Annotated in this window: 22 protein-coding genes and 1 riboswitch; of the genes, 8 read left to right on the top strand and 14 right to left on the bottom strand. The window is 65.5% G+C overall.

The window, feature by feature from the left end; genetic code table 11:
- The first annotated feature begins 4 nt into the window (after positions 1-4).
- The 5 genes from A3M7_RS0101525 to A3M7_RS0101505 all read left to right on the top strand — a co-directional run bounded on the left by A3M7_RS0101525 (position 5) and on the right by A3M7_RS0101505 (position 3,044).
- Positions 5-844, top strand: coding sequence for a helix-turn-helix transcriptional regulator (locus tag A3M7_RS0101525; protein ID WP_027542327.1), 840 nt, complete (start codon positions 5-7; stop codon positions 842-844).
- A 62-nt stretch (positions 845-906) separates the two neighbouring features.
- Positions 907-1,335 carry a hypothetical protein gene (locus A3M7_RS43655; RefSeq protein WP_198033678.1) on the top strand — a complete coding sequence of 143 codons (429 nt, stop codon included), beginning with the start codon at positions 907-909 and terminating at the stop codon, positions 1,333-1,335.
- Positions 1,336-1,438: 103 nt separating this feature from the next.
- The gene (locus A3M7_RS0101515; protein WP_027542326.1) at positions 1,439-1,798 is read left to right on the top strand and encodes a VOC family protein; all 360 of its coding nucleotides are present in this window, start codon (positions 1,439-1,441) and stop codon (positions 1,796-1,798) included.
- A gap of 197 nt (positions 1,799-1,995) precedes the next feature.
- The gene (locus tag A3M7_RS0101510) at positions 1,996-2,397 is read left to right on the top strand and encodes an SRPBCC family protein (protein WP_027542325.1); all 402 of its coding nucleotides are present in this window, start codon (positions 1,996-1,998) and stop codon (positions 2,395-2,397) included.
- 128 nt (positions 2,398-2,525) lie between these two features.
- On the top strand, positions 2,526-3,044 hold the full coding sequence (locus A3M7_RS0101505; protein WP_027542324.1) for a hypothetical protein: 519 nt from the start codon (positions 2,526-2,528) through the stop codon (positions 3,042-3,044).
- On the opposite strand, the gene A3M7_RS0101500 is transcribed toward A3M7_RS0101505, so the two are convergent.
- The 3 genes from A3M7_RS0101500 to A3M7_RS0101490 all read right to left on the bottom strand — a co-directional run bounded on the left by A3M7_RS0101500 (position 3,041) and on the right by A3M7_RS0101490 (position 7,204).
- Positions 3,041-4,486: an MATE family efflux transporter gene (locus A3M7_RS0101500; protein WP_027542323.1), complete on the bottom strand. Its 1,446-nt coding sequence runs from the start codon at positions 4,484-4,486 to the stop codon at positions 3,041-3,043. The genes A3M7_RS0101505 and A3M7_RS0101500 overlap by 4 nt on opposite strands.
- A gap of 336 nt (positions 4,487-4,822) precedes the next feature.
- A complete protein-coding gene (locus A3M7_RS0101495) occupies positions 4,823-5,875 on the bottom strand; it encodes a hypothetical protein (protein WP_027542322.1) in 1,053 nt (350 codons plus the stop codon).
- A gap of 192 nt (positions 5,876-6,067) precedes the next feature.
- Positions 6,068-7,204 (bottom strand): 2'-deoxycytidine 5'-triphosphate deaminase, encoded by a 1,137-nt coding sequence (locus tag A3M7_RS0101490; RefSeq protein WP_084301481.1) that lies wholly within the window; start codon positions 7,202-7,204, stop codon positions 6,068-6,070.
- Between the two features lie 80 nt (positions 7,205-7,284).
- Positions 7,285-7,364: riboswitch (SAM riboswitch) on the top strand.
- A gap of 74 nt (positions 7,365-7,438) precedes the next feature.
- On the opposite strand from A3M7_RS0101490, the gene A3M7_RS0101485 reads away from it, so the two are divergent.
- Complete coding sequence (locus A3M7_RS0101485; RefSeq protein WP_027542320.1) at positions 7,439-8,626, top strand: O-succinylhomoserine sulfhydrylase; 1,188 nt, start codon at positions 7,439-7,441, stop codon at positions 8,624-8,626.
- A gap of 121 nt (positions 8,627-8,747) precedes the next feature.
- On the opposite strand, the gene A3M7_RS0101480 is transcribed toward A3M7_RS0101485, so the two are convergent.
- Genes A3M7_RS0101480 through A3M7_RS0101470 form a run of 3 tightly spaced genes read right to left on the bottom strand, consistent with a single transcriptional unit; the run spans position 8,748 to position 11,773 of the window.
- A complete protein-coding gene (locus A3M7_RS0101480) occupies positions 8,748-9,734 on the bottom strand; it encodes an SGNH/GDSL hydrolase family protein (RefSeq protein WP_027542319.1) in 987 nt (328 codons plus the stop codon).
- 12 nt (positions 9,735-9,746) lie between these two features.
- On the bottom strand, positions 9,747-10,526 hold the full coding sequence (locus A3M7_RS0101475; RefSeq protein ID WP_027542318.1) for a lipolytic enzyme: 780 nt from the start codon (positions 10,524-10,526) through the stop codon (positions 9,747-9,749).
- Positions 10,526-11,773 (bottom strand): OpgC domain-containing protein, encoded by a 1,248-nt coding sequence (locus A3M7_RS0101470; RefSeq protein ID WP_027542317.1) that lies wholly within the window; start codon positions 11,771-11,773, stop codon positions 10,526-10,528. The genes A3M7_RS0101475 and A3M7_RS0101470 overlap by 1 nt, the downstream gene beginning before the upstream one ends.
- 198 nt (positions 11,774-11,971) lie before the next feature.
- Between A3M7_RS0101470 and apaG the strand changes: the two genes are divergently transcribed.
- On the top strand, positions 11,972-12,364 hold the full coding sequence (gene apaG / locus A3M7_RS0101465) for a Co2+/Mg2+ efflux protein ApaG (protein ID WP_027542316.1): 393 nt from the start codon (positions 11,972-11,974) through the stop codon (positions 12,362-12,364).
- Positions 12,365-12,777: 413 nt separating this feature from the next.
- On the opposite strand, the gene A3M7_RS0101460 is transcribed toward apaG, so the two are convergent.
- The 3 genes from A3M7_RS0101460 to A3M7_RS0101450 form a co-directional block, all read right to left on the bottom strand.
- Positions 12,778-13,785: an Hsp33 family molecular chaperone gene (locus A3M7_RS0101460; protein WP_027542315.1), complete on the bottom strand. Its 1,008-nt coding sequence runs from the start codon at positions 13,783-13,785 to the stop codon at positions 12,778-12,780.
- Between the two features lie 241 nt (positions 13,786-14,026).
- Positions 14,027-14,950 carry an ornithine carbamoyltransferase gene (gene argF / locus A3M7_RS0101455; RefSeq protein WP_027542314.1) on the bottom strand — a complete coding sequence of 308 codons (924 nt, stop codon included), beginning with the start codon at positions 14,948-14,950 and terminating at the stop codon, positions 14,027-14,029.
- The gene (locus A3M7_RS0101450; RefSeq protein ID WP_027542313.1) at positions 14,950-16,158 is read right to left on the bottom strand and encodes an aspartate aminotransferase family protein; all 1,209 of its coding nucleotides are present in this window, start codon (positions 16,156-16,158) and stop codon (positions 14,950-14,952) included. The genes argF and A3M7_RS0101450 overlap by 1 nt, the downstream gene beginning before the upstream one ends.
- A 455-nt stretch (positions 16,159-16,613) precedes the next feature.
- Here A3M7_RS0101450 and A3M7_RS0101445 point away from each other — a divergent pair, with 455 nt between their 5' ends.
- Positions 16,614-17,123, top strand: coding sequence for a GcrA family cell cycle regulator (locus A3M7_RS0101445; protein WP_027542312.1), 510 nt, complete (start codon positions 16,614-16,616; stop codon positions 17,121-17,123).
- A 224-nt stretch (positions 17,124-17,347) separates the two neighbouring features.
- Here the strand turns inward: A3M7_RS0101445 and phoB are convergent, their stop codons facing one another.
- The 5 genes from phoB to pstC are packed head-to-tail and all read right to left on the bottom strand — an operon-like array spanning position 17,348 to position 21,463.
- Positions 17,348-18,055: a phosphate regulon transcriptional regulator PhoB gene (gene phoB / locus A3M7_RS0101440; protein WP_008143479.1), complete on the bottom strand. Its 708-nt coding sequence runs from the start codon at positions 18,053-18,055 to the stop codon at positions 17,348-17,350.
- 22 nt (positions 18,056-18,077) lie between these two features.
- The gene (phoU, locus tag A3M7_RS0101435; protein ID WP_011083915.1) at positions 18,078-18,794 is read right to left on the bottom strand and encodes a phosphate signaling complex protein PhoU; all 717 of its coding nucleotides are present in this window, start codon (positions 18,792-18,794) and stop codon (positions 18,078-18,080) included.
- Between the two features lie 11 nt (positions 18,795-18,805).
- Entirely contained in the window at positions 18,806-19,627 is an 822-nt protein-coding gene (pstB, locus tag A3M7_RS0101430) for a phosphate ABC transporter ATP-binding protein PstB (protein ID WP_027542311.1), read from the bottom strand.
- Positions 19,624-20,469 carry a phosphate ABC transporter permease PstA gene (pstA, locus tag A3M7_RS0101425; protein WP_027542310.1) on the bottom strand — a complete coding sequence of 282 codons (846 nt, stop codon included), beginning with the start codon at positions 20,467-20,469 and terminating at the stop codon, positions 19,624-19,626. Before pstA ends, pstB begins: the two co-directional genes overlap by 4 nt.
- Before the next feature lie 4 nt (positions 20,470-20,473).
- Positions 20,474-21,463 (bottom strand): phosphate ABC transporter permease subunit PstC, encoded by a 990-nt coding sequence (pstC, locus tag A3M7_RS0101420; protein ID WP_027542309.1) that lies wholly within the window; start codon positions 21,461-21,463, stop codon positions 20,474-20,476.
- Positions 21,464-21,496: the final 33 nt, after the last annotated feature.

Raw genomic sequence — 21,496 nt, 5'->3', positions numbered from 1 at the left:
TGGCATGGATGCAACCACGCTGCTGACGACACGCTCGATCACGGTCTCCGAGTTCCGCTGCGATGCGGGGCCGGACGACACGCCGTTTGCGGAGTGCCGCACCGGCCATTCCATCGCCTATGTCCGCGCCGGCAGCTTCGGCTGCCATTGCCGCGCCGGCTTCTTCGAACTGGTGGCAGGCTCGATGCTGGTCGGCGCGCCCGGCGAGGAATACACCTGCACGCATGAGCATGTCAGCGGCGACGTCTGCCTGGGCTTCTTCTTCAGCGAGGACCTGGTCGATGCCCTCGGGGGACGGCGCGAGATCTGGAAGGTCGGCGCGACACCGCCGCTGCCCGAGCTGATGGTGCTGGGCGAACTCGCCCAGACGGCGGCAGATGGCAACAGCGATCTGGGCCTCGACGAGATCGGCCAGATCCTCGCCGGCCGCTTCGTTGACGTCGTCTCGGGCAAGGCGCGCAAGCCGGCCACACCCACCGCACGCGACCGCCGCCGCGCCGTCGAAGCCGCGCTGTGGATCGACGCCAACTCGCATGAAGAGGTCGACCTTGAACAGGCCGCGCGGCAGGCGGGACTGAGCCCGTTCCATTTCCTGCGGCTGTTCTCGGCCGTGCTCGGCGTCACCCCGCATCAATATCTGGTGCGCTCGCGGCTGCGACACGCCGCGCGCCTGCTCACCGAGGACGACATCGCGGTCACCGACGTCGCCTATGACGTCGGCTTCGGCGATCTCTCCAATTTCGTCCGCACCTTCCATCGTGCCGCCGGCGTGTCGCCGACGAAGTTCCGGCAGGCGTCGAAGGGCGAGCGCAGGATCTTCGGGGAACGCCTCGTCCTCAACTGAGACACGTCGGCCGCATCGCAGGGTAACAGTCTGTTGACCAGACAGGTGTGACGCGCTGGCGCTTGCGGTACATCGCGCGGTACTACAACCAAAGGGCGACCTGGCGCCCCTTCAACGCGGCGAACCGGCAGATGAACAGTGCCTCGAGTGACGTGATTGCGGCCACGCTGATCGCGCTTGTCGTCGGCCTCGCCTTCATCGCGGGTTGTGCCCTCTATTACGGCCGCCGGATCAGCTCGCGCAGGATTCCGATGCAGTGGGACAGCGACGGTCAGCCGGCCTGGTTTGCACCACGGCTCGTTGGGCTCTGGTTCAGCTTCGGCGTCACGGCGGCCCTTTCCGCGTTCCTGCTCGTCCTCGCCTTGCATACACCGCAGAAGCTCACAGCCCTGATCGTCGCAACGATCAGCGTGATTGGAGCGAACATGTGGGTTCAGGTCTATCACCTGAAACGGGTGGTCCGCTGGCAGGCGGGCGTACCGGCGAACTAGCCGGGCGCCGGGCGCAAGATTCTCCAAGAGCGGCCTGCCCTCAATTGACTAGGTTCGTCTCCGGCGTGCGCCACTCGCGGCGCGCTTTGCAATGGAGACGAACATGTACGACCACATCGGACTTCGCGTAGCCGATCTCGATGCCGCCACGCGGTTCTACACCGCTGTGCTGGCGCCGCTCGGCTACGTCCTGTGCTCGAGCGGCGACGGCTATGCCGGCTTCGGGCCGAAGGGCGAGCCGGCGCTGTGGCTGCACCTGAACAAGGGGCGGAAGGCCGACGGCGCGCATATCGCGTTTCGCGCCGGGACTCATGACGCGGTCAAGGCGTTCCACAGCGAGGGCCTGAAGAGCGGCGGCCGCGACAATGGCGGCGCCGGCCCGCGCAAGGATTACAGCCCGACCTATTACGCGGCGTTTCTGATCGATCCGGACGGCAACAATGTCGAGGCGGTTTGTGTGTGAGGGCGATGGTCCCCACCACGCGCGCCGTCATGCCCCGGCTTGACCGGGGCATCCAGTACACCGCGGCTTCTCGATTTCATCACTGGCGTCACGGAGTACTGGATCGCCCGCCCCAGTGCGCAAGTGCGCACAAGGCGGGCGATGACACTTGAGCTGACGGCCTCATGGCTCGCCTCTCCACATCAAAGGACTTGATCATGGCCTCCATCCACAACGACGTCCCCCTCAATGCCCCCGCGCGCGACGTCTGGGACGCGGTGCGCGATTTCGGCGCGCTGCACCGGCGACTGGTGCCGGGCTTCGTCACGGCCTGCACGCTCGATGGCGATGCACGCATCGTCACCTTCGCCAACGGTTCCGTTGCGCGCGAGGTGCTGGTCGATTGCAACGATGCGCGACAGCGCCTCGTCTATGCCATCAACAACGAGCGGCTGAAGCACTACAGCGCCTCGGTGCAGGTGATCGCCGACGGCGATGGCAAGAGCCGCTTGCTCTGGACCATCGACATGCTGCCGAACGAGCTTGCGGCTTACGTCCAGGAGCAAACCGGGGAGGCCGTGATCGCCTTGCACAAGGCGTTTCCGCCAGCCGCAGCGTAACGGCGGCCCAGGCCCCGCAGCTCTGTGATTTTTCTCACAGAGCCCTCCTCTCCTCGGCCCTAACCATGGCCGCGTGCGTCCGGTTGGCTCTGCTCTCCCGGCGAAGCCACGCACGCGAGGAGCATGCCATGAGAGGTGCGGACAAGGTGATCTGCCAGGCAGCCGCCGTGCTGCTGCTGTTCTCGGTCGCGAGCACGCCCGCGAAGGCGCAGTTCGCAGGCTACGGTGGCGGCGGAGGTGCCGGCGGCGAGGACATGATGACCCAGATGGCGCCGATGCTGGAGATGATGAAGGCGAAGATGGGCAAGCGCCGCTTCGCCATGCTGATGCAGACCATGGGTCCGATGATGAGCCGGATGATGGAGAACGGCGGCGGCGGCTTCGGCGGCATGATGGGCGGCGGTGGCCTCGGTGGTCTCGGTGGCGGCAATCTCGGCGGCGGGTTTGGTGCGCCCAATTATGGCGGCTACACGCCGATGGGTGGAGGCGGCTATATGCCAACGGGGCTCGGCGGCATGGGCGGCGGCGACATCATGGGCATGCTCGGCGGCACCAGTGGTGGCGACATGATGGCGATGATCCCGCAATTGATGCGGCTCGCCAATGCCGGCGGCGGTGGCGGCCATCGCCGCCACAGGCATCGCTAGTCCGCAACACCTGAGAGAGCCGGCCTGATCGCGGGCTTGCTCTCGCGTGGTCCCCAGCGGGTCAGCACCACGCTGGAGCACGACAGCAGGCCCAGCACGACCATCGAGCTCGCGGCCAGCCAGAAGAAGCTCTGCGCGCTGGCGTCATGCGTCGACAGCCACCAGCCGGTCGCCGAGATGTAGATCAGCCGCACGGTCTGCGCCAGCACCGGCCCGATCACCTTGGCCGCGCCTTGCGAGGAGAAATACATCGTCGAGGCGAGCCCGATGAAGGCGTAGAACGGCGCCACCGTCGACAGATATTGGTGGCTGGTCGCGCGCACGGTCGCGCTGTCGGTGAAGATGTTGACCCAGAGATCGGGGAACAGTGCGACCAGGCACGCCGGCGCACCGACCGCGACGAATGCGCTCGCGCCCGCGATCCAGGCAATGCGCCGGGCACGCGCGATGCGGCCGGCGCCGATGGCCATGCCGACCATCGGCACCGAGGCGATGCCGAACGAGAACGCGATCGAGGTCAGCAGGAATTCCAGCCGCGCACCGATGCCGTAGCCGGCGAGGATCGCGGTGCCGAACTTCGCCAGCATGTGGGTGAAGATCGAGATCGTCAGCACCGATTGCAGCGGCGAGAAGCAGGCGATGGCGCCGACCTTCAGGATGTCGAAGAACATCGCCCACTGGATGCGCAAGCCGCGCAGCTTCGGTGCGATCCGCGCGCGTCCCGAGAACAGGTACCAGCCCATGATGCAGATGTTGAAGCAATAGGCGATCAGCGCGCCGGCCGCGACGCCGCGCATGCCGAACTGCGGCACCGGCCCGAGCCCGAGGCCGAGCGTGCCGCCGAGCAGGATCTGCCAGGCCGCGGAGTTGAGGATGAGGAACGACGGCAGCTTCATGTTGCCGGTGCCGCGCAAGATGCCCGCCATGGTGTTGAGCAGCCAGGGCAGCACGGCGCCGCCGAAAAACACCTGCGTGTAGGCGATCGCATGCGTGAGCACATCGCCGCGGCCGCCGAGCATTTCGAGCACCCTGGGTCCGAAGATCAGCATGCCCAGCATGAAGACGAGACCGAAGCTGATGCCGATCAGCATCGCATGCGCGGCGAGCGTGCCGGCGCGCTCGCGATCGCCGGCGCCGAGCGCCCGAGCAATGGCGGAGGCCACCGCGCCGCCCATGGCGCCGCCCGACATCGTCATGGTCAGGATCACTGTCGGAAACACCAGCGCCATAGCGGCCAGCGCCTCGACGCCGAGCCGGCCGATATAGGAGGTCTCGGCGATCACCGTGCAGGTGCCGGCCGACAGCGCGATCACGTTCGGCCAGGCGAGGGAGAGCAGCGTGCGCAGGATCGGCCCGTCCACCAGCGCGCTCTTCACGGGACGCGGGAGCGGCGGCAGCGGGCGTTCTTGTTCATCGACCGGGATCTCGGCGATGTCGGACATGTCCTCTCCCGGGCACGAGCGCCATTTGCGGCGCGGCAATGACTAGGTGTGCCAATAAATTTCATCGCGCAAAAGGCGCGGCCAGGGGCTTGTTAGCACGGCACGCGCCGATTCCTCCTGCGCCTGATGCAGGCGTGCCCTGCGGCAGCGCATTTCAGTGGGTGGAATTGCCTTTTCTCCCTCTCCCCGCTTGCGGGGAGAGGGTCGGGGTGAGGGGGAGTCTCCGCGAGGACGGTGAGAGCTGGACTCGCGGAGAGCCCCCCTCACCCGCCGCGCTACGCGCGTCGGCCTCTCCCCGCACGCGGGGAGAGGCGAAGCCCGCGGATCGAGCCTTCGCTATTCGATCGTCCAGACCAGCGGCGGACGGCCGCCTGCGGCCGGGCGCATGTGGACGCTGATATGCCGACCGCAGCCGGCAGCCAATCCCTCGAGCAATCCCTCCAGCACCTTGGCGCAGGCGCGATGATAGTCAGCGACGTCGTCCATCAACTTCCAGCTCTGCTGGCGGAGCTCGAAAGTGCCTTCGGACTGCGTCATCTCAACACGGTCGTCCTGCGCGGCGAACAACGCGTTCAGGAACGATGCGAACTCCCTCGCGCCGCCGCGGCTCATCGTGAGCGCCGCCGCGACCTCGTCGAAATACTGCATCCCGATCAGCCTGCCGGTGAGATGCAGCAGATAGCCGGCGTCTTCCGGGCCGAACAGCTGCACCATCACGGGCGCGGCGGTGCGGACATATTCCATCGCATAGTTGCGATAGGCTTTTTCCAGCCGCGGCTTCGGCCAGCTCGCGACCGGCAGCGCCGGCGCGGTCGCAGCATTGAACAGCGGCGCCTCGAGGTGCCGCGCGAACACCAGTCGCTGGTCGAGCTCGAGCGGATGGTCGTATTGATGGTAATAGCCTTCGAGCCCGTCCTGGCCGTCGACGCTCTGCTTGGTGCAGACGAAGCCGAGGCGCAGATCCCCGAGGGCCACGCCGTTGTTGGCGTGCCAGCCGCGCAGCATCGCGCGAGAAACCTCGCCCGGCACGCCGCAGATCGCGGTGCCCTTCCAGATCCAGCGCGGCGGCGGATAGCGGATCCAGGCCTTAACGTCGCTCTCATACATGTATTCGACATGTACGCCGCCGATCCAGTTGGAGAGATAGTGATATTGAGCAGCCGCGACCGCCGGCGGCAGATGGCTAAGGCCGAGCTTCGCAAGCCCCGGCAGGAAACGCTCCTGCTGCTGGCGACGGAACACGCGGAAGACGAACTCCGCGGCATCCGCCGTACCGCGCCGCGTGACCACGGTCAGGATGAGGCCGGTGAAATAGGCGTGATAGAGATCGGCGACCGCGCGCCAGCGTTTCCATTGGGCGTCCTGCGCGGAGTCGGCTGCGGCGGTCATGTTCGCTCCCGGCTTGTTGTTTTGCGGGAGTGTGTCATCGCGGCTGAGGCGGCGCAACACGCCACACATTCGCTGTCATCGCCCGGCGAAGACCGGGCGATCCAGTATTCCAGAGGCCGTTGTGATTGAATCGAGACGCCGCGGCGTACTGGATGCCCCGGTCAAGCCGGGGCATGACAGTTGGGGATGTGGCTACACCCGAAAATGTTTCGAGAGCTTCAATCCCTGCGCCTGGTAGTTCGAGCCGATGCGCTGGCCGTACATCGCGTCGGGGCGGGCCAGCATCTTCTCGTAGACGAGGCGGCCGACGATCTGGCCGTGCTCGAGGATGAACGGCACTTCGCGCGAGCGCACCTCCAGCACGGCGCGCGATCCCAGCCCGCCGGCGCCGGCATAGCCGAAGCCGGGATCGAAAAAGCCGGCATAGTGCACGCGGAATTCGCCGACCAGCGGATCGAACGGCACCATCTCAGCGGCAAAGTCGGGCGGCACCTGCACGGCCTCTTTCGAGGCGAGGATGTAGAACTCGCCGGGATCGAGGATCAGGCTGCCGTCGGGACGGGCCGAGATCGGCTCCCAGAAGTCCTCGACGGAATAGCCGGAGCGGCGATCGACATCGACGACGCCGGTGTGGCGCTTGGCGCGATAACCGACGAAGCCGCTGGCCTTCTCGCCGGACAGATCGACGGAGACGGCGACGCCGCCGGACAGATCGGCATCGTCGATGTCGACGAGGCGCTCGGACGCATGCAGCGCGTCGAGTTCGTCGGCATTGAGGATGGCGTCACCGGTGCGGAAGCGCACCTGCGAGAGGCGCGAGCCTTCGCGCACCAGCACCGGAAACGTCTTCGGGCTGATCTCGGCATAGAGCGGGCCGTGATATCCGGCGCCGATCATGTCGAAGCGGCGGGTGCCGTCGGCGATCACGCGGGTGAAGACGTCGAGCCGGCCGGTGGAGCTCTTCGGGTTCGCGGCCGCGACGATCTCCGGCGGCAGCGCGAGGCTTTCCAGCAGCGGCACGATGTAGACGCAGTTGGTTTCGAGCACCGCGCCGTCGGCAAGGCTGAACTCGTGCAGCTTCAACTCGTCGATGCGCTCGGCCACCGTGGCGCCGGGACCGGGCAGGAAGCTGGCGCGGACGCGATAGGCGATGTCGCCGAGACGCAAATCGAGGCTCGCCGGCTGGATCTGGCTTTCGACGAAGTCGTAGGCGGGCAGGATGAGGCCGCCCTCCGCCATCGCCGCGATCATGCGGTCGGGCAGGATACCATTGGCGTCGGCGGCAATCGTGAAACTCAACCGGGGGTCCTCGTCAGGGGTCAAACGCATCCGGACATGTGGGAAATACTAGCCTTTTACGGCTATCCGATGGACGCCTTGACGGAAAGGCCATTGCGGAATATGAGCATCACTTATCCCGTGGTGATTTGAGCCGGCCGGCTTGCAGCCACGTTAAATAAGTCGCTAAACAGGCCGGGGACCTCTGTGATCCCGGCCCGTGGATATATCCAGGCCGGTTTTTTTGTGACCGTTTTCGACGAGACGGTCATGTCGGAGGTACCTATGTCGAAGTCGCCTGCTGCTTACCGCCCCGAAACCCGTCTGGTCCATTCCGGCACCCTGCGCTCGCAATTTGGCGAGACGTCGGAGGCGCTGTTCCTGACGCAAGGCTACGTCTACAACAGCGCCGAGGAGTGCGAGGCGCGGTTCAAGGGCGAGGATCCCGGCTTCATCTATTCGCGCTACTCCAACCCCACCATCGCGATGTTCGAGCGCCGCATGATCGAGCTCGAGGGCGCCGAGGCGGCGCGTTCGGCCGCGACCGGCATGGCCGCGGTAACGACCGCGATCCTGGCGCCGCTGAAGGCCGGCGACCACGTGGTCGCCTCCCGCGCGCTGTTCGGCTCGTGCCTCTACGTCATCCAGGACCTGTTGCCGCGCTACGGCATCGAGACCACGCTGGTGGACGGCCTCGATCTCGACCAGTGGCAGCGGGCCTTGCGACCGAACACCAAGACGTTCTTCCTGGAGAGCCCGACCAATCCGACGCTCGACGTGCTCGACATCCCCGGGATCGCCGAGATCGCGCACAAGGGCGGCGCGCGGCTCGTCGTCGACAACGTGTTCGCAACCCCGATCTGGCAGAGCCCGCTCGCGTTAGGGGCCGACGTCGTGGTCTATTCCGCGACCAAGCACATCGACGGCCAGGGCCGCTGCCTCGGCGGCATCATCCTGTCCTCGGAAGCCTTCATCGCCGAGCACCTCCACAATTTCATGCGCCAGACCGGGCCGTCGATCTCGCCGTTCAACGCCTGGGTTCTGCTCAAGGGCCTGGAGACGCTGGCCGTGCGCGTGCGCGCGCAGACCGACACCGCGGCCCGCGTCGCCGAGGTGCTGGCGAGCCATCCCAAAATCTCGCGGCTGATCTATCCCGGCCGCGCCGATCATCCGCAGGCGGCGCTGGTGAAGAAGCAGATGCGCGGCGGCTCGACGCTGGTCGGCTTCGAGGTCAAGGGCGGCAAGGCGGCCGCGTTCCGCGTGCTCAACGAGCTCAAGCTCGCGAAGATCTCGAACAATCTCGGCGACGCCAAGAGCCTCGTCACGCATCCGGCGACCACGACGCATCAGCGCCTGAAGCCGGAAGACCGCGCCGCGCTCGGCATCAGCGAGGGCTTCATCCGCTTCTCCGCGGGGCTCGAGCATGCGGACGATCTGATCGAGGATCTGACGGCGGCGCTGGAGAAGGCGTGAGGGGAGCGAGCAGGGTGGGCAAAGCGAAGCGTTCCCACCATTCACTATTGAGCTAACGATAGATGGTGGGCACGGCGCGCGAAGAGCGCGCCTTTGCCCACCCTACGGCTACGCAGCCGAACTACATCGGCCGGTACGCCCGCACATCCCCGGGCACGTTGACCCCGAGCTTGATCTGGCCGACGGAGCGGATGATGTCGTCGCCGAGCAGCTGGGCGAAGCAGGCATAACCCCAATCGTTCATGTGCAGGCCGTCGGCGATGACGAAGCTCTCGACCGGGATCGATTGGTTCTCGTGCCAGTCGCGCATCACCTCGAAGCGCGGGAAGATGCCGACGTGACGGAGCTCGGCGACCTTGCCGAGCAGCTTCACCATCTTGCCGGCGCTCTCCTTGCGCTGGTTGACGGCCGGCGAATATTGCGGATCGACCAGCACGATATCTGCGCCGCCGGCGGCCTGGATGCGGGAGATGCCGTCCTCGACCATCTTGGCGGTGTCGCCGGGATCGAGATTGCGCAGCACGGCGTTGGTGCCGACCTGCCAGATCACCATATCCGGATGCACGTCGATCACCTCCTTCTGGAGGCGCTTCATCATCTCGGGCGCGTCCTCGCCGCCGACGCCGGCATTGATGACGGTGATGTCGGCGGTCGGATATTGCCGGCGCAGCTGCGCGGCGAGACGGTTCGGATAGTTGAAATCGGGTGAACTCGCGCCATAGCCGGCGGTCGACGACGAGCCGAACGCGACGATCACGACAGGCTTGCCGGCGACGAGCTTGTTCGCGACATGCGGCAGCGAGCCCATCGTCTTCGAGCCGCCCTTCGGCGGCAGGCAGGGAACGCGGTTGAAGACGTCGCCGGCGGATTTCGCGACCTGCTTCACCTTGTCGATGGCGCGCGCGGTGATGCCGCGCTGTTCGGGGGACGTCACGGCGACGGTGGTCTGGGAGGGCGAAGCGGGGGCGGGATTAGCGGTCTGCGCGGGCGTCGCCTGCGCGGCTTGCGCCTGCGCGCGCGATTGCGAAGCAGGCGTCAGCACCAACAGCGCCGCCGCCGCGGGCGCAACCAGCCATGCCGTCAGGCCAAAAGGGCGGAGAGAACTCATTAACGCTAGACCTCAATTTTGCTGCTGGGCCGGCCCCAGATGGGCAGCATCAATCACGAACTGTGCCAACGCCCGGCCAAGGCAATCATGGACCTGTTTCGCCAGCTCAGGCCCGCGGGACGGGCTGAACAGGTCGAACTGACCCTGATCGTTCCACTGCCGCATGATCGCGAAACGGTCGAACAGCGGGATGTCATGCTCCTGTGCCACCACCCGCATGTTGTCGAGATAGGGCGGCACCGAGATCATGGTTTCGGTACGCGGGCTGTACTGCAAGTTCATCAACACGACGTCAGCCCCTGCATTTTGCAATGCGGAAACCCCTTCGGTCACCGCGCCGCGAAAATCGTCGGGATCGATTGCTCGGATAGCATCCACGGTCCCGGTCTGCCAGATGACCAAAGTAGGCCTTTTTGCTTCCATCAGCTTAACGAAGCTGGCGGCCGCCTCCTCTGCCGTCTTCTTGCTCTGTATTTCTACGGAGACGTGCACCGCTTCCGACGGCGGCAGCTTGTCCTTCAAAATGGCCTGCATGCGCGCCGGATAGGAAGCGTCCTCGGAGGCCGGAATCGTGGTCGAGCGGCTGCCGATGACCAGGATTTCGAGCGGTTTGCCGGCCTTGATGGCGTCGGCGACCTTGGGAAGCTGGGCTTCGCTGCTGAGCAGATAGGAGGGCAATTCGCAGGCCGCGGGCGCGGCCGGAGCGGGCTGCGCAGCATCCTCCGCGCGCGCCGGCGGCGCGGCGAGGCCACCGCATAGCAGGATCAGGCTCAGGAGAACCTTCGCCTTCATCAGCCCCCTCCCGCCATATCGGCGTTGCCGACGGCGTTTTTGGTTTTCGCACCGCTCTTGTCAGCTACGCGCTTGTACCACGAAATCACCCAGGCGACGCCCCACATGATCAGGATTCCGGAGAGACTAATCACCGCATGCATGACGGCGCCGCCGGAGACCTCGGCCAGGATGAAATGACCGGCGAAGGCCAGGAAGACGCCGAGGCAGAAGATCTCCAGGGAATGCTGGCCGCACAGGATCAGCGGCCGCAGCCAGGGCGATTTCAGGCCCGGCCAGTCGCGCGGCAGGAAGCGCACGGTGAGCGCGGCCAGCGCCAGGAAATGCGTGAAGCGCAGCACGTCGAGATCGGTCTTGTCGATCGGATACATCCACTGTTCGAGCCGCTTCGGCATCAGATGCGAGAGCTGCGGCAGGTACCAGGTCAGCGTCACGTAGAACGCCGCGACGATATAGGCGATCGCGATCCACATCGTCACCGGTGAAGCCAGAATACGCGACATGCGCCGCGCACCTCCGAGCGCACACCATGCACCGAAGACGAAAAGCAATTGCCAGGCCAGCGGATTGAACGCCCAGAAGCCGTTCGGATAGGCGGAGAAGTAGAGGTCGTATTGCCAGGTGACCACGTAGAGCACGACCGAGAGGCCGAGCGTGACATCGGGCTTCCACTTCATCGACCACAGGATCACAGGCAGCGCCAGCATCAGCACGATGTAGAGCGGCAGCACGTCCATGTTGACGGGACGGAAGCGCAGCAGCAGCGCCTGCACGATGGTGACGTCGGGCTGCTTGAGGAAGTCCATGATGCCCATCTCTTCGGTGTAGAGCGGGTTCTCGAAGCTGGTCGCGACGTAGGAGATCTCGGCGAGGAAGATCGTGAACAGGAAGACGTGGGCGACATAGATCTGCCAGACCCGGCGCAGGATGCGCGCGGTGGCGATGACGACGCCGCTCTCCAGCATCGCGCGGCCGTAAACGAAGGCGGCGGTGTAGCCGGAGATGAAGATGAAGATCTCGGTGGCGTCGCTGAAGCCGTAATTGCGGATCGTGAACCAGGTCAGCAGACTTGTCGGCAGATGGTCGATGAAGATCAGCCACAGCGCGAGGCCGCGGAACAGGTCGAGCCGGAGCTCGCGCTCGCCGATGGCGGGCAGCGAGATGGCCGGCGCGGCCGCACGCGGCTTTGCGTCCACAGGCTTGGCTCCCGCGATCGTCGATCCCGTCACTTGGTCCGCAATGGTCATCGGGGCCTGAAAACCCTCACACAAATCGCGACGTTAAATAAGGATTGTACCGGTCCGGCCGTCGTCTCGCAAAGCGGCCAGATCACATAAGGGTGTCTTCCCTGGGGGTGTCTTTCTCCGCGAATTCTGGCGGTTCGATGTCGCGAAAGCCGCCTGCGGCGTTTGGTTCCCGGCCGGGTTTTCGTTATGATGGCAGCCATGTACCGCGCCGTGACCCGCCAGATCGAAGTGACCGTCGAGCCGAACTTTGTTCCGGAACAGTCGTCGGCCGACCGCTCCCGCTATTTCTGGTCCTACACCATCGTCATCACCAATTCCGGCGACGAGACCGTGCAGCTCAAGACGCGGCACTGGATCATCACCGACGCCACCGGCCGGCAGCAGGAGGTGAAGGGCGAGGGCGTGGTCGGCGAGCAGCCGACCCTGGCCCCCGGCGAGCGCTTCGAATACACCTCCGGCGTACCGCTCTCGACCGCCTCCGGCTTCATGACCGGCCGCTACCAGATGATCAGCGAAAGCGGCGAACGCTTCGAGATCGACGTGCCGACGTTTTCGCTCGATAGCCCGGACAACAAGCGGGTGTTGAACTAGGGGCGGTGCCGTAGGGTGGGCAAAGGCGTAAAGCGCCGTGCCCACCATTTCGGTGGTCACGCTTAAAGATGGTGGGCACGCTTCCGCCTTCGCTCTTCGAGCTACGGCGGACAAGTCGCTTTGCCCACCCTACGATGTCCGAGTTCCTGGCGCGCAGCTTCCCCAATCCCGTCATTGCGGCCGATTTCGGCGCGCCCTCGCCAGTTCCGTCGTCCTTCGAGGCTCGCCGAGAAGGCGGGCGCCTCAGGGTGACGGTGAGAGAGCGACGTTCGCTGCTTCCAGATTTTCATTGCTAGCGCAGCGAAGCAATGAGGCCTGTAGCCCGGATGAGCGCAGCGACATCCGGGACCTTTGCGAGCGGATTCCCGGGTATCGCTGCGCTCACCCGGGCTACGAACTACGACCGCGCCCTGCTACGCGTCCTCTACGCCCGCCTCATCGGGCGTGAAATCGTACACCGACGAGCAGAACTCACAGGTGACGACGACCTTGTCGTCCTTGACCATCGCGGCGCGATCGTCCGGCGAAAAGCTCTTCAGCATCGAGGCGACCGCGTCGCGCGAGCAGGAGCATTGCGCCTTCAGGACCAGCGGCTTGAACACGCGCACGCCACGCTCGTGGAAGAGGCGGTAGAGCAGCCGCTCGCCGGACAGCTCCGGATCGATCAGCTCGACGTCCTCGACGGTCTCGATCAGCGAGCGCGCCTCGACCCAGGCGTCGTCTTCAGCGACAGCGTGCACTTCGGCGCCTTCGGGCGCATCGCCGGGATGCAAGTCCGCCTGCCGCGCGCGCTCCGGCGCCTTCGGCAAAAACTGCATCAGCATGCCGCCGGCGCGCCAGCGATGCTTGCCGCCGTCGTTCGAGCGCCACTCCTCGCCGACCGCAAGACGCACGCGCGTCGGGATCTGCTCGGAGCGCAGGAAATATTCGTGGGCGGCGTCTTCGAGGCTGCCGCCGTCGAGCGCGACCAGACCCTGGTAGCGGCTCATGTCGGGGCCCTGGTCGATGGTCATGGCGAGATGGCCGCGGCCGAGCAGCGTGCCGGAATCCCTGATCTCACCGAGGCGCGCGGCGTCGAAGCGGGCATAGGCACGAAGTTGATCCGGCGCCTTGTAATCCACCACCAGGAACGACACCGGGCCATCGGTCTGGGCCTGGAGGATGAAGCGGCCCTCGAATTTCAGTGCCGTTCCGAGCAGCGTCGTCAGCACGATGGCCTCGCCGAGCAGCTTGCCCACGGCAGCGGGATAATCGTGCTTGGTCAGGATGTCGTCGAGCGCCGGACCGAGCCGCACCAGCCGGCCGCGCACGTCGAGCGCGTCGACCTCGTAGGGCAGCACGGCATCGTCGATCGGAACTGCTGATGGTGCGCGAACCGGGCCTTCAGGCCCGGTTTTCATGTCAGGGGATTGGGAAACCATGGCCGTTTATCTGGGGTCGGTGGGTGGGAAATGGAAGGGGGGCGTGAGGCAGCGTGCTCCGGATGCAGTTATGATTGCACACGATATTGCAAATTCGGTGTCGTCCCGGCGAAGGCCGGGACCCATAACCACAAGGCGTGGTTATGCGAAGATTCGCCGTTCGGTACCCCTACTTTCCGCAACCGAGAGATCACGCGGTATGGGTCCCGGCCTTCGCCGGGACGACGGATAGTTCGTCCCGTTACTTCACCGCGTCAAAACACCAGGCCAGAATGCCCTTCTGCGCGTGCAGGCGGTTTTCGGCCTCGTCGAACACGACCGATTGCGGGCCGTCGATCACCTCGTCGGTGACCTCCTCGCCGCGATGGGCGGGCAGGCAGTGCATGAACAACGCGTCGGGCTTGGCCAGCGACATCAGCTTGGCATTGACCTGGTAGGGCTTGAGCACGTTGTGGCGGTGCTCGCCCTCCTTGTCGCCCATCGACACCCAGGTGTCGGTGACGACGCAATCGGCGCCGCGCACGGCGGCTTCCGGATCGGTGCCGAGCATGATCGGCGCGCCTGACGTCTTGATCCAGTCGCGCATCGCCTTCTTCGGCGCGAGCTCCGGAGGCGTTGCGACGTTGAGCTGAAACTTGAAGCGCTCGGCGGCATGCGCCCAGGACGCCAGCACGTTGTTGTCGTCGCCGGTCCAGGCCACCGTCCGGCCCTCGATCGGGCCGCGGTGCTCCTGGTAGGTCAGGAGGTCGGCCATCACCTGGCAGGGATGCGAGCGTCGGGTCAGGCCGTTGATGACGGGCACGGTCGCGTTGGCCGCGAGCTCCAGCAGCGCGTCGTGGTTGAGGATGCGGATCATGATGGCGTCGACATAGCGCGACAGCACGCGCGCGGTGTCGGCGATGGTCTCGCCACGGCCGAGCTGCATCTCGGCGCCGGTGAGCATGATGGGCTCGCCGCCGAGCTGGCGCATGGCGACATCGAACGACACCCGGGTGCGGGTCGAGGGGCGCTCGAAGATCATCGCCAGTGTCTTGCCTTCGAGCGGCCTCACCGGCTGATGCGCCTTCTGCTTCGCCTTCATGGCGGAGGAGGCGTCGAGCATGCTCTTGAGCTCCGACAGCGGGAGCTCGTTGATATCGAGGAAGTGCTTCGGCGACTTGCTCATCAACTTGCCGCCCGCTTGGTCTGACTGGACGAGATCGCGGCGCAGGCGCGCTCGAGCCGCCCGACGCTGTCCTCGATCTCGGCCTCGGTGACGATCAGGGGCGGCAGGAAACGCACGACATTGTCGCCGGCGCCGACCGTGAGCAGTTTTTCATTGCGCAGCGCCGCACCGAGATCGCCTGATGGCACCACGGCCTTGATGCCGATCAGAAGGCCTTCGCCGCGCACTTCGCTGACGATGTCAGGATAACGGTCGATCACGGAGGCGAGCTTCTGCTTGAGCAGCAGCGACATCTTCTGCACGTGGTCGAAGAAGCCGGGCTTGAGCATGACGTCGAGCACGGCATTTGCAGCCGAGATCGCGAGCGGATTGCCGCCGAAGGTCGAGCCGTGCGAGCCGGGACCCATGCCGGCCGCCGCATCCGCGGTCGCCAGGATCGCGCCGATCGGGAAGCCGCCGCCGAGCGCCTTGGCCAGCGACATCACGTCAGGCGTGACGCCGGTGCGGCGATGCGCGAACAGATCGCCGGTGCGGCCCATGCCGGTCTGCACCTCGTCGAAGGCGAGCAGCAAGCCCTTCTCATCGCAGAGTTGGCGCAATGCCTTGAGGAACGCAGGCGTTGCGGAACGTACGCCGCCCTCGCCCTGGATCGGCTCGATCAGGATGCCGGCGGTCTGCGGACCGATCGCCTTCTTGACGGCCTCGATGTCGCCATGCGGCACCTGGTCGAAGCCATCCATCGGCGGACCAAAACCTTCGAGATATTTTGCAGATCCCGTTGCAGCCAGCGTCGCCAGCGTGCGGCCGTGGAAGGCGCCTTCGAAGGTGATGATGCGGTAGCGTTCCGGATGCCCCTTGGAGAAGTGGTGATGGCGGACCAGCTTGATCACACCTTCCAGCGCCTCGGCGCCGGAATTGCAGAAGAACACGAAGTCCGCGAAGCTTTCATTGCACAGGCGCGTAGCGAGCTTCTCGCCATCCGGGCTCTGGAACAGGTTCGACATGTGCCAGAGTTTTGTCGCCTGCTCCTGCAGCGCCTTGACCAGCGCGGGATGGGCGTGGCCGAGCGCGTTCACCGCGACGCCGGACGTAAAATCGAGATAGCGATCGCCATTGGTCGCAATCAGCCAGCAGCCTTCGCCGCGCTCGAAACCGAGGTCGGACCTGGCGAAAACGGGAAGCAAATGCGGCGCTGCGCTGCTAGTCATGACGGTCACTTGATGTTGCGGACGGTGTGAGCGTGCATTGCGCAACGCACCATTGACCGGCCCGGAAAACGAAACGTGCCGCCTTTTAAGGGCGGCACGTGACACTATCTTATGCTTGGTGAAACCGGTGTCAATGCCGCCCGAAAGCCTCGCGAAACGCTGAATCCGTAGTCTTGCGGTGCCAAATTTGCCGGGTTTTGGCCACGGAACATGTGGAAGCGAGTCGGCTGACTCTTGCGCGTGAGTCACGCCATATTGTAGCGTTTGGCTTGTCAGATACGACATCTCGTGCAGCAGTTCTGATCCTCTAAGTCCTCATGTACCGGCGTAAACGTTCGGGCGCATCTGGTGCGCCCGGCGAGCCTTAAGGGATTCTGACGGCACGGGTTTTTCGAGGCTTAGGCATTCGCCGCGAGGCGCCAGGATGGCAGCCGCACGGCGAGGGAAAGGGTGCAATGACGGTTTTGACCTGGTCCGACGATCGCGTCGAGCAGTTGAAAAAGCTCTGGGAGGCCGGATTATCGGCCAGCCAGATCGCAGCCGAGCTCGGCAATGTGACCCGTAATGCCGTGATCGGCAAGGTGCACAGGCTCGGCCTGTCCGGCCGCGCCAAGAGCCCGTCATCGGCGGCTCCGCGGCCGCGCAAGGCGCGCCCCGCGCAGCACATGATGCGGGTGAGCCGCCCCATTGCGCGCGGCAACACCGCGCTGGCGCAGGCCTTCGAGGTCGAGGTGGAGGCCGAACCGGTCACCTACGACAACGTGGTGCCGATGAGCCAGCGGCTGTCGCTGCTGGAGCTGAACGAGGCGACCTGCCACTGGCCGGTCGGCGATCCCTCGAGCGCGGATTTCTTCTTCTGCGGCGGCAAGGCGCTGTCGGGCCTGCCCTACTGCGCCCAGCACTCGCGCGTGGCGTATCAGCCAGCCGCGGATCGCCGGCGCGCACCGGCCAAGCCCTCGCGGTGAGTTTAAGCCCGCGCTGCTAGTGTCGCGCGATGACGGCTCAAAATACTCCGTGTCGTCCCGGCGAAGGCCGGGACCCATACCGCGAGGTCTATCGACTCGTCTGCGGTGCCAATTCCGAACAACTCGTCTTCGCCAAACCACTTCCTGTGGTTATGGGTCCCGGCCTTCGCCGGGACGACCACTGAGTTTGCGGTCGCACTCAGCCCTAAAACATCCGCACAGACTTACGTCTGCTCCGCCTTCGCAAAGCGATCATCCAGCGCGTAGCCGGCGCCGCGGACGGTGCGGATGGGATCCTGCTCGCGGCCGAGATTGAGCAGCTTGCGCAGGCGGCCGATATGGACGTCGACGGTACGCTCGTCGATGTAGATGTCGCGGCCCCAGACGCTGTCGAGCAGCTGCTCGCGCGAGAACACGCGGCCGGGATGCTCCAGGAAGAACTCCAGCAGGCGATATTCGGTCGGGCCGAGGTCGATCGGCCGGCCCGAGCGCGCCACGCGGCGCTTGTCGCGATCGAGCTCGATGTCGCCATAGGCGAGCACGGTGGCGAGCCGCTCGGGGCTGGCGCGCCGCAGCAGGCCCTTCACGCGCGCCAGCAGCTCCGGCACCGAGAACGGCTTGACGATGTAATCGTCCGCGCCGGTCGCAAGACCCCGCACCCGCTCGCTCTCCTCACCGCGCGCGGTGAGCATGATGATCGGCAGCTGCTTGGTCTCGGGCCGGGTCCGCAGCCGCCGGCACAGCTCGATGCCCGACAGGCCCGGCAGCATCCAGTCGAGCACGATCAGATCGGGGATATGTTCCTTGAGGCGGGTGTCGGCGTCGTCGCCGCGCATCACCGTCTCGACGTCATAGCCGTCGCCTTCGAGGTTGTAGCGGAGAAGCTCGGTGAGAGCTTCCTCGTCCTCAACCACCATAATGCGTGCGCCCATGGTGTCGTCGCTCCTTGCGTCTTCAGGTATTCGGGACCGTCGTGGCGAAGGTCGTCATGTCGCCCTTCGGCCGCTTGTCGGTGATCGCCTGGCCCTCGATCATGTAGAACACGGTCTCGGCGATGTTGGTGGCGTGGTCGCCGATCCGCTCGATGTTCTTGGCGCAGAACATCAGATGGATGCAGAACGAGATGTTGCGCGGATCCTCCATCATGTAGGTGAGGAGCTCGCGGAACAGCGAGGTGCAGATGGCGTCGACTTCCTCGTCGCCCTTCCACACCGCCATCGCCGCCGGCAGATCGTGCGCGGCATAGGCGTCCAGCACCGACTTGACCTGCTGCTGCACGAGGTCGGTCATGTGCTCGAGGCCGCGGAACAGCTTGAGCGGATGGAAATCCGTCTCCAGCGCCGCGACGCGCTTGCCCATGTTCTTGGCGAGGTCGCCGATGCGCTCGAGATCGGTCGCAACGCGCATGGCGCCGACGATCTCGCGCAGATCGACCGCCATCGGCTGGCGGCGGGCGATGGTGAGCACGGCGCGCTCCTCGATGCGCTTCTGCAGCGCGTCGAGCTCGGTGTCGGTGGCGACCACGCGCTGGCCGAGCGCGACGTCGCGGCGGATCAGCGCGTCGACGGAATCGACGATCATGCGCTCGGCAATCCCGCCCATCTCGGCGACGAGCCGGGTGAGCTCCTGGAGGTCGGTGTCGAAGGCCTTTGCGGTATGTTCAGAACCCATGTCCCGTCTCCTCAGCCGAACCGGCCGGTGATGTAATCCTGCGTGCGCCGGTCGCTCGGCGACGTGAAGATCTTGCTGGTGTCGTCGAACTCGATCAGCTCGCCGAGATACATGAAGGCGGTCTTGTCGGAGACGCGCGCCGCCTGCTGCATGTTGTGGGTGACGATCGCGATCGTGTAGTTCTCGGACAGTTCCTGGATCAGCTCCTCGACCTTGGCGGTCGAGATCGGGTCGAGCGCCGAGCAGGGCTCGTCGAACAGGATCACCTCGGGCCGCACCGCGACGGTGCGGGCGATGCAGAGGCGCTGCTGCTGGCCGCCGGAGAGCGACAGGCCGGAGGCGTTGAGCTTGTCCTTGACCTCGTTCCACAGCGCGCCGCCGCGCAGCGCCTTCTCGACGCGGCCGTCCATCTCGGACTTCGAGATCTTCTCGTAGAGGCGGATGCCGAAGGCGATGTTCTCGTAGATCGTCATCGGGAACGGCGTCGGCTTCTGGAACACCATGCCGACGCGGGCGCGCAGCAGATTGAGGTCGAGCTTGCCGTCGAGGATGTTGGTCTGGTCGAGCATGAGCTGGCCGGTGGCGCGCTGACCCGGATAGAGGTCGTACATCCGGTTGAAGATGCGCAGCAGGGTCGACTTGCCGCAGCCCGACGGGCCGATGAACGCGGTGACGCGGTTGGCGCCGAGCGTCAGGTTGATGTTCTTCAGCGCGTGGTGCTCGCCGTAGTAGAAGTTGAGGTTGCGCACCGTCACCTTGGCCGGAGCCTCGGGCAACACCGGCGCCTGGGGCAAACCACCAGCCGCGCTCATCGATACGGAAAGCTCACTCATTTTGCGGTCCTCTCGGCGCCAAGGATGCGCGCGCCAATGTTCAGGGCAAGCACGGTAATCGTGATCAGCAGCGCGCCGCTCCAGGCCAGCTGCTTCCAATAGGCGTAGGGGCTCTGGACGAAGTTGTTGATGGTGACAGGCAGGTTCGCCATCGTCTTGTTCAGGCCGAGGCTGAAGAACTGGTTCGACAGCGCGGTGAAGAGCAGCGGCGCGGTCTCGCCGGCGACGCGGGCGGTTGCGAGCAGCACGCCGGTGATGAGGCCGGAGCGGGCGGCGCGATAGGCGATCCGCTTGATCACCAGCGAGCGCGGCAGGCCGAGGGCGGACGCCGCCTCGCGCAGTGCGTTCGGCACCAGCAGCAGCATGTCCTCGGTCGTGCGCAGCACCACCGGGATGACGATGACGGCGAGCGCGAGGCTGCCGGCGATCGCCGAGAAGCCGCGCATCGGCACCACCACCGCGCCGTAGATGAACAGGCCGATGATGATCGAGGGCGCCGAGAGCAGGATGTCGTTGATGAAGCGGATCACCGACGTCAGCTTGTCATTGCGGCCGTACTCGGCGAGATAGGTGCCGGCGAACAGGCCGAGCGGCGCGCCGACGCCGACGCCGAGCACGGTCATGATGATCGAACCGACGATGGCGTTGCGCAGGCCGCCTTCGGTCGAGCCGGGAGGCGGCGTGTCCGCCACGAAAATCTCAAGGTTCAGACCGGCGATGCCGTTGTAAAGCAGCGTGATCAGGATCAGCGCAAGCCAGGTGACGCCGAAGGCGGCGGCGGCCATGCAGAGGCCGCGGATGATGAAGTCCTTGCGGCGGCGGCGTGAATAGATCGGGTTCATGGCGTTAGTTCCCCGCCTTCTTTTCCAGCCGCATCAGCATCAGCCGGGCGGCGGCCAGCACGAAGAACGTCAGCACGAACAGCAGAAGGCCGAGCAGGATCAGGCCGGACTGGTGCAGGCCGTCGCTCTCGGCGAACTCGGATGCGATCGCCGCCGAGATCGTGGTGCCCGGGGCGAAGATCGAGGAGGAGATGCGGAACGAGTTGCCGATGATGAACGTCACCGCCATAGTCTCGCCGAGCGCGCGCCCCAGCGCCAGCATGACGCCGCCAATGACGCCGACGCGGGTGTAGGGGATCACCACGCTGCGGACGACTTCCCAGGTTGTGCAGCCGACGCCGTAGGCGGCCTCCTTCAGCACCGGCGGCACCGTCTTGAACACGTCGACCGAGATCGAGGTGATGAAGGGCAGCACCATGATGGCAAGGATCAGCGCGGCGTTGAACAGGCTGAGATAGGACGGGGGCCCCGCGAAGATCGCGCCCAAGACGGGGACGCCGTCGAAGATCTTGATCATGAAGGGCTGGAAGGTGTTGGCCAGGAACGGGCCCAGCACGAAGAAGCCCCACATGCCGTAGATGATCGAGGGAATGCCGGCGAGCAGCTCGATCGCCATCCCGATCGGGCGGCGCAGCCATTGCGGACAGAGCTCGGTGAGGAAGATCGCAATGCCGAGCCCGACGGGAATGGCGATCAGCATCGCGATGAAGGAGGTGACGAGCGTGCCGTACATCGGCCCGAGCGCGCCGAGCACGGGCGGATCCGCCGACGGCGCCCAGCGCTGCGTCCACAGGAACGACAGGCCGTATTCCTTGATCGCCGGGAAAGCGCCGACGATCAGCGAAACGATGATGCCGCCGAGGATCAGCAGTACCGAGATCGCGGAGAGCCGCGTGATCCAGTAGAAGGTGACGTCGCCGAGCTTGAACGCGCTCAAGGCCTTGGCGCGATCATACGGTCCGGCGTCGTCGATTATATCGCTCTGAACGGCCATCTCTGCCACGCCGATCCCCTGTACCCGTTATAT

It is taken from the genome of Bradyrhizobium sp. WSM2254 (assembly GCF_000472645.1).
Lineage (GTDB): Bacteria > Pseudomonadota > Alphaproteobacteria > Rhizobiales > Xanthobacteraceae > Bradyrhizobium > Bradyrhizobium niftali.
The sequence above is the reverse complement of the archived record's forward strand: the minus strand, read 5'-3'. Positions and strand labels throughout refer to the sequence as shown.

Coding starts and splice junctions, on each gene's coding strand:
- A3M7_RS0101525 (WP_027542327.1), top strand. CDS start 5: ATGGATGCAACCACGCTGCTGACGACACGCTCGATCACGGTCTCCGAG.
- A3M7_RS0101515 (WP_027542326.1), top strand. CDS start 1,439: ATGTACGACCACATCGGACTTCGCGTAGCCGATCTCGATGCCGCCACG.
- A3M7_RS0101510 (WP_027542325.1), top strand. CDS start 1,996: ATGGCCTCCATCCACAACGACGTCCCCCTCAATGCCCCCGCGCGCGAC.
- A3M7_RS0101505 (WP_027542324.1), top strand. CDS start 2,526: ATGAGAGGTGCGGACAAGGTGATCTGCCAGGCAGCCGCCGTGCTGCTG.
- A3M7_RS0101500 (WP_027542323.1), bottom strand. CDS start 4,486: ATGTCCGACATCGCCGAGATCCCGGTCGATGAACAAGAACGCCCGCTG.
- A3M7_RS0101495 (WP_027542322.1), bottom strand. CDS start 5,875: ATGACCGCCGCAGCCGACTCCGCGCAGGACGCCCAATGGAAACGCTGG.
- A3M7_RS0101490 (WP_084301481.1), bottom strand. CDS start 7,204: ATGCGTTTGACCCCTGACGAGGACCCCCGGTTGAGTTTCACGATTGCC.
- A3M7_RS0101485 (WP_027542320.1), top strand. CDS start 7,439: ATGTCGAAGTCGCCTGCTGCTTACCGCCCCGAAACCCGTCTGGTCCAT.
- A3M7_RS0101480 (WP_027542319.1), bottom strand. CDS start 9,734: ATGAGTTCTCTCCGCCCTTTTGGCCTGACGGCATGGCTGGTTGCGCCC.
- A3M7_RS0101475 (WP_027542318.1), bottom strand. CDS start 10,526: ATGAAGGCGAAGGTTCTCCTGAGCCTGATCCTGCTATGCGGTGGCCTC.
- A3M7_RS0101470 (WP_027542317.1), bottom strand. CDS start 11,773: ATGACCATTGCGGACCAAGTGACGGGATCGACGATCGCGGGAGCCAAG.
- apaG (WP_027542316.1), top strand. CDS start 11,972: ATGTACCGCGCCGTGACCCGCCAGATCGAAGTGACCGTCGAGCCGAAC.
- A3M7_RS0101460 (WP_027542315.1), bottom strand. CDS start 13,785: ATGGTTTCCCAATCCCCTGACATGAAAACCGGGCCTGAAGGCCCGGTT.
- argF (WP_027542314.1), bottom strand. CDS start 14,950: ATGAGCAAGTCGCCGAAGCACTTCCTCGATATCAACGAGCTCCCGCTG.
- A3M7_RS0101450 (WP_027542313.1), bottom strand. CDS start 16,158: ATGACTAGCAGCGCAGCGCCGCATTTGCTTCCCGTTTTCGCCAGGTCC.
- A3M7_RS0101445 (WP_027542312.1), top strand. CDS start 16,614: ATGACGGTTTTGACCTGGTCCGACGATCGCGTCGAGCAGTTGAAAAAG.
- phoB (WP_008143479.1), bottom strand. CDS start 18,055: ATGGGCGCACGCATTATGGTGGTTGAGGACGAGGAAGCTCTCACCGAG.
- phoU (WP_011083915.1), bottom strand. CDS start 18,794: ATGGGTTCTGAACATACCGCAAAGGCCTTCGACACCGACCTCCAGGAG.
- pstB (WP_027542311.1), bottom strand. CDS start 19,627: ATGAGTGAGCTTTCCGTATCGATGAGCGCGGCTGGTGGTTTGCCCCAG.
- pstA (WP_027542310.1), bottom strand. CDS start 20,469: ATGAACCCGATCTATTCACGCCGCCGCCGCAAGGACTTCATCATCCGC.
- pstC (WP_027542309.1), bottom strand. CDS start 21,463: ATGGCCGTTCAGAGCGATATAATCGACGACGCCGGACCGTATGATCGC.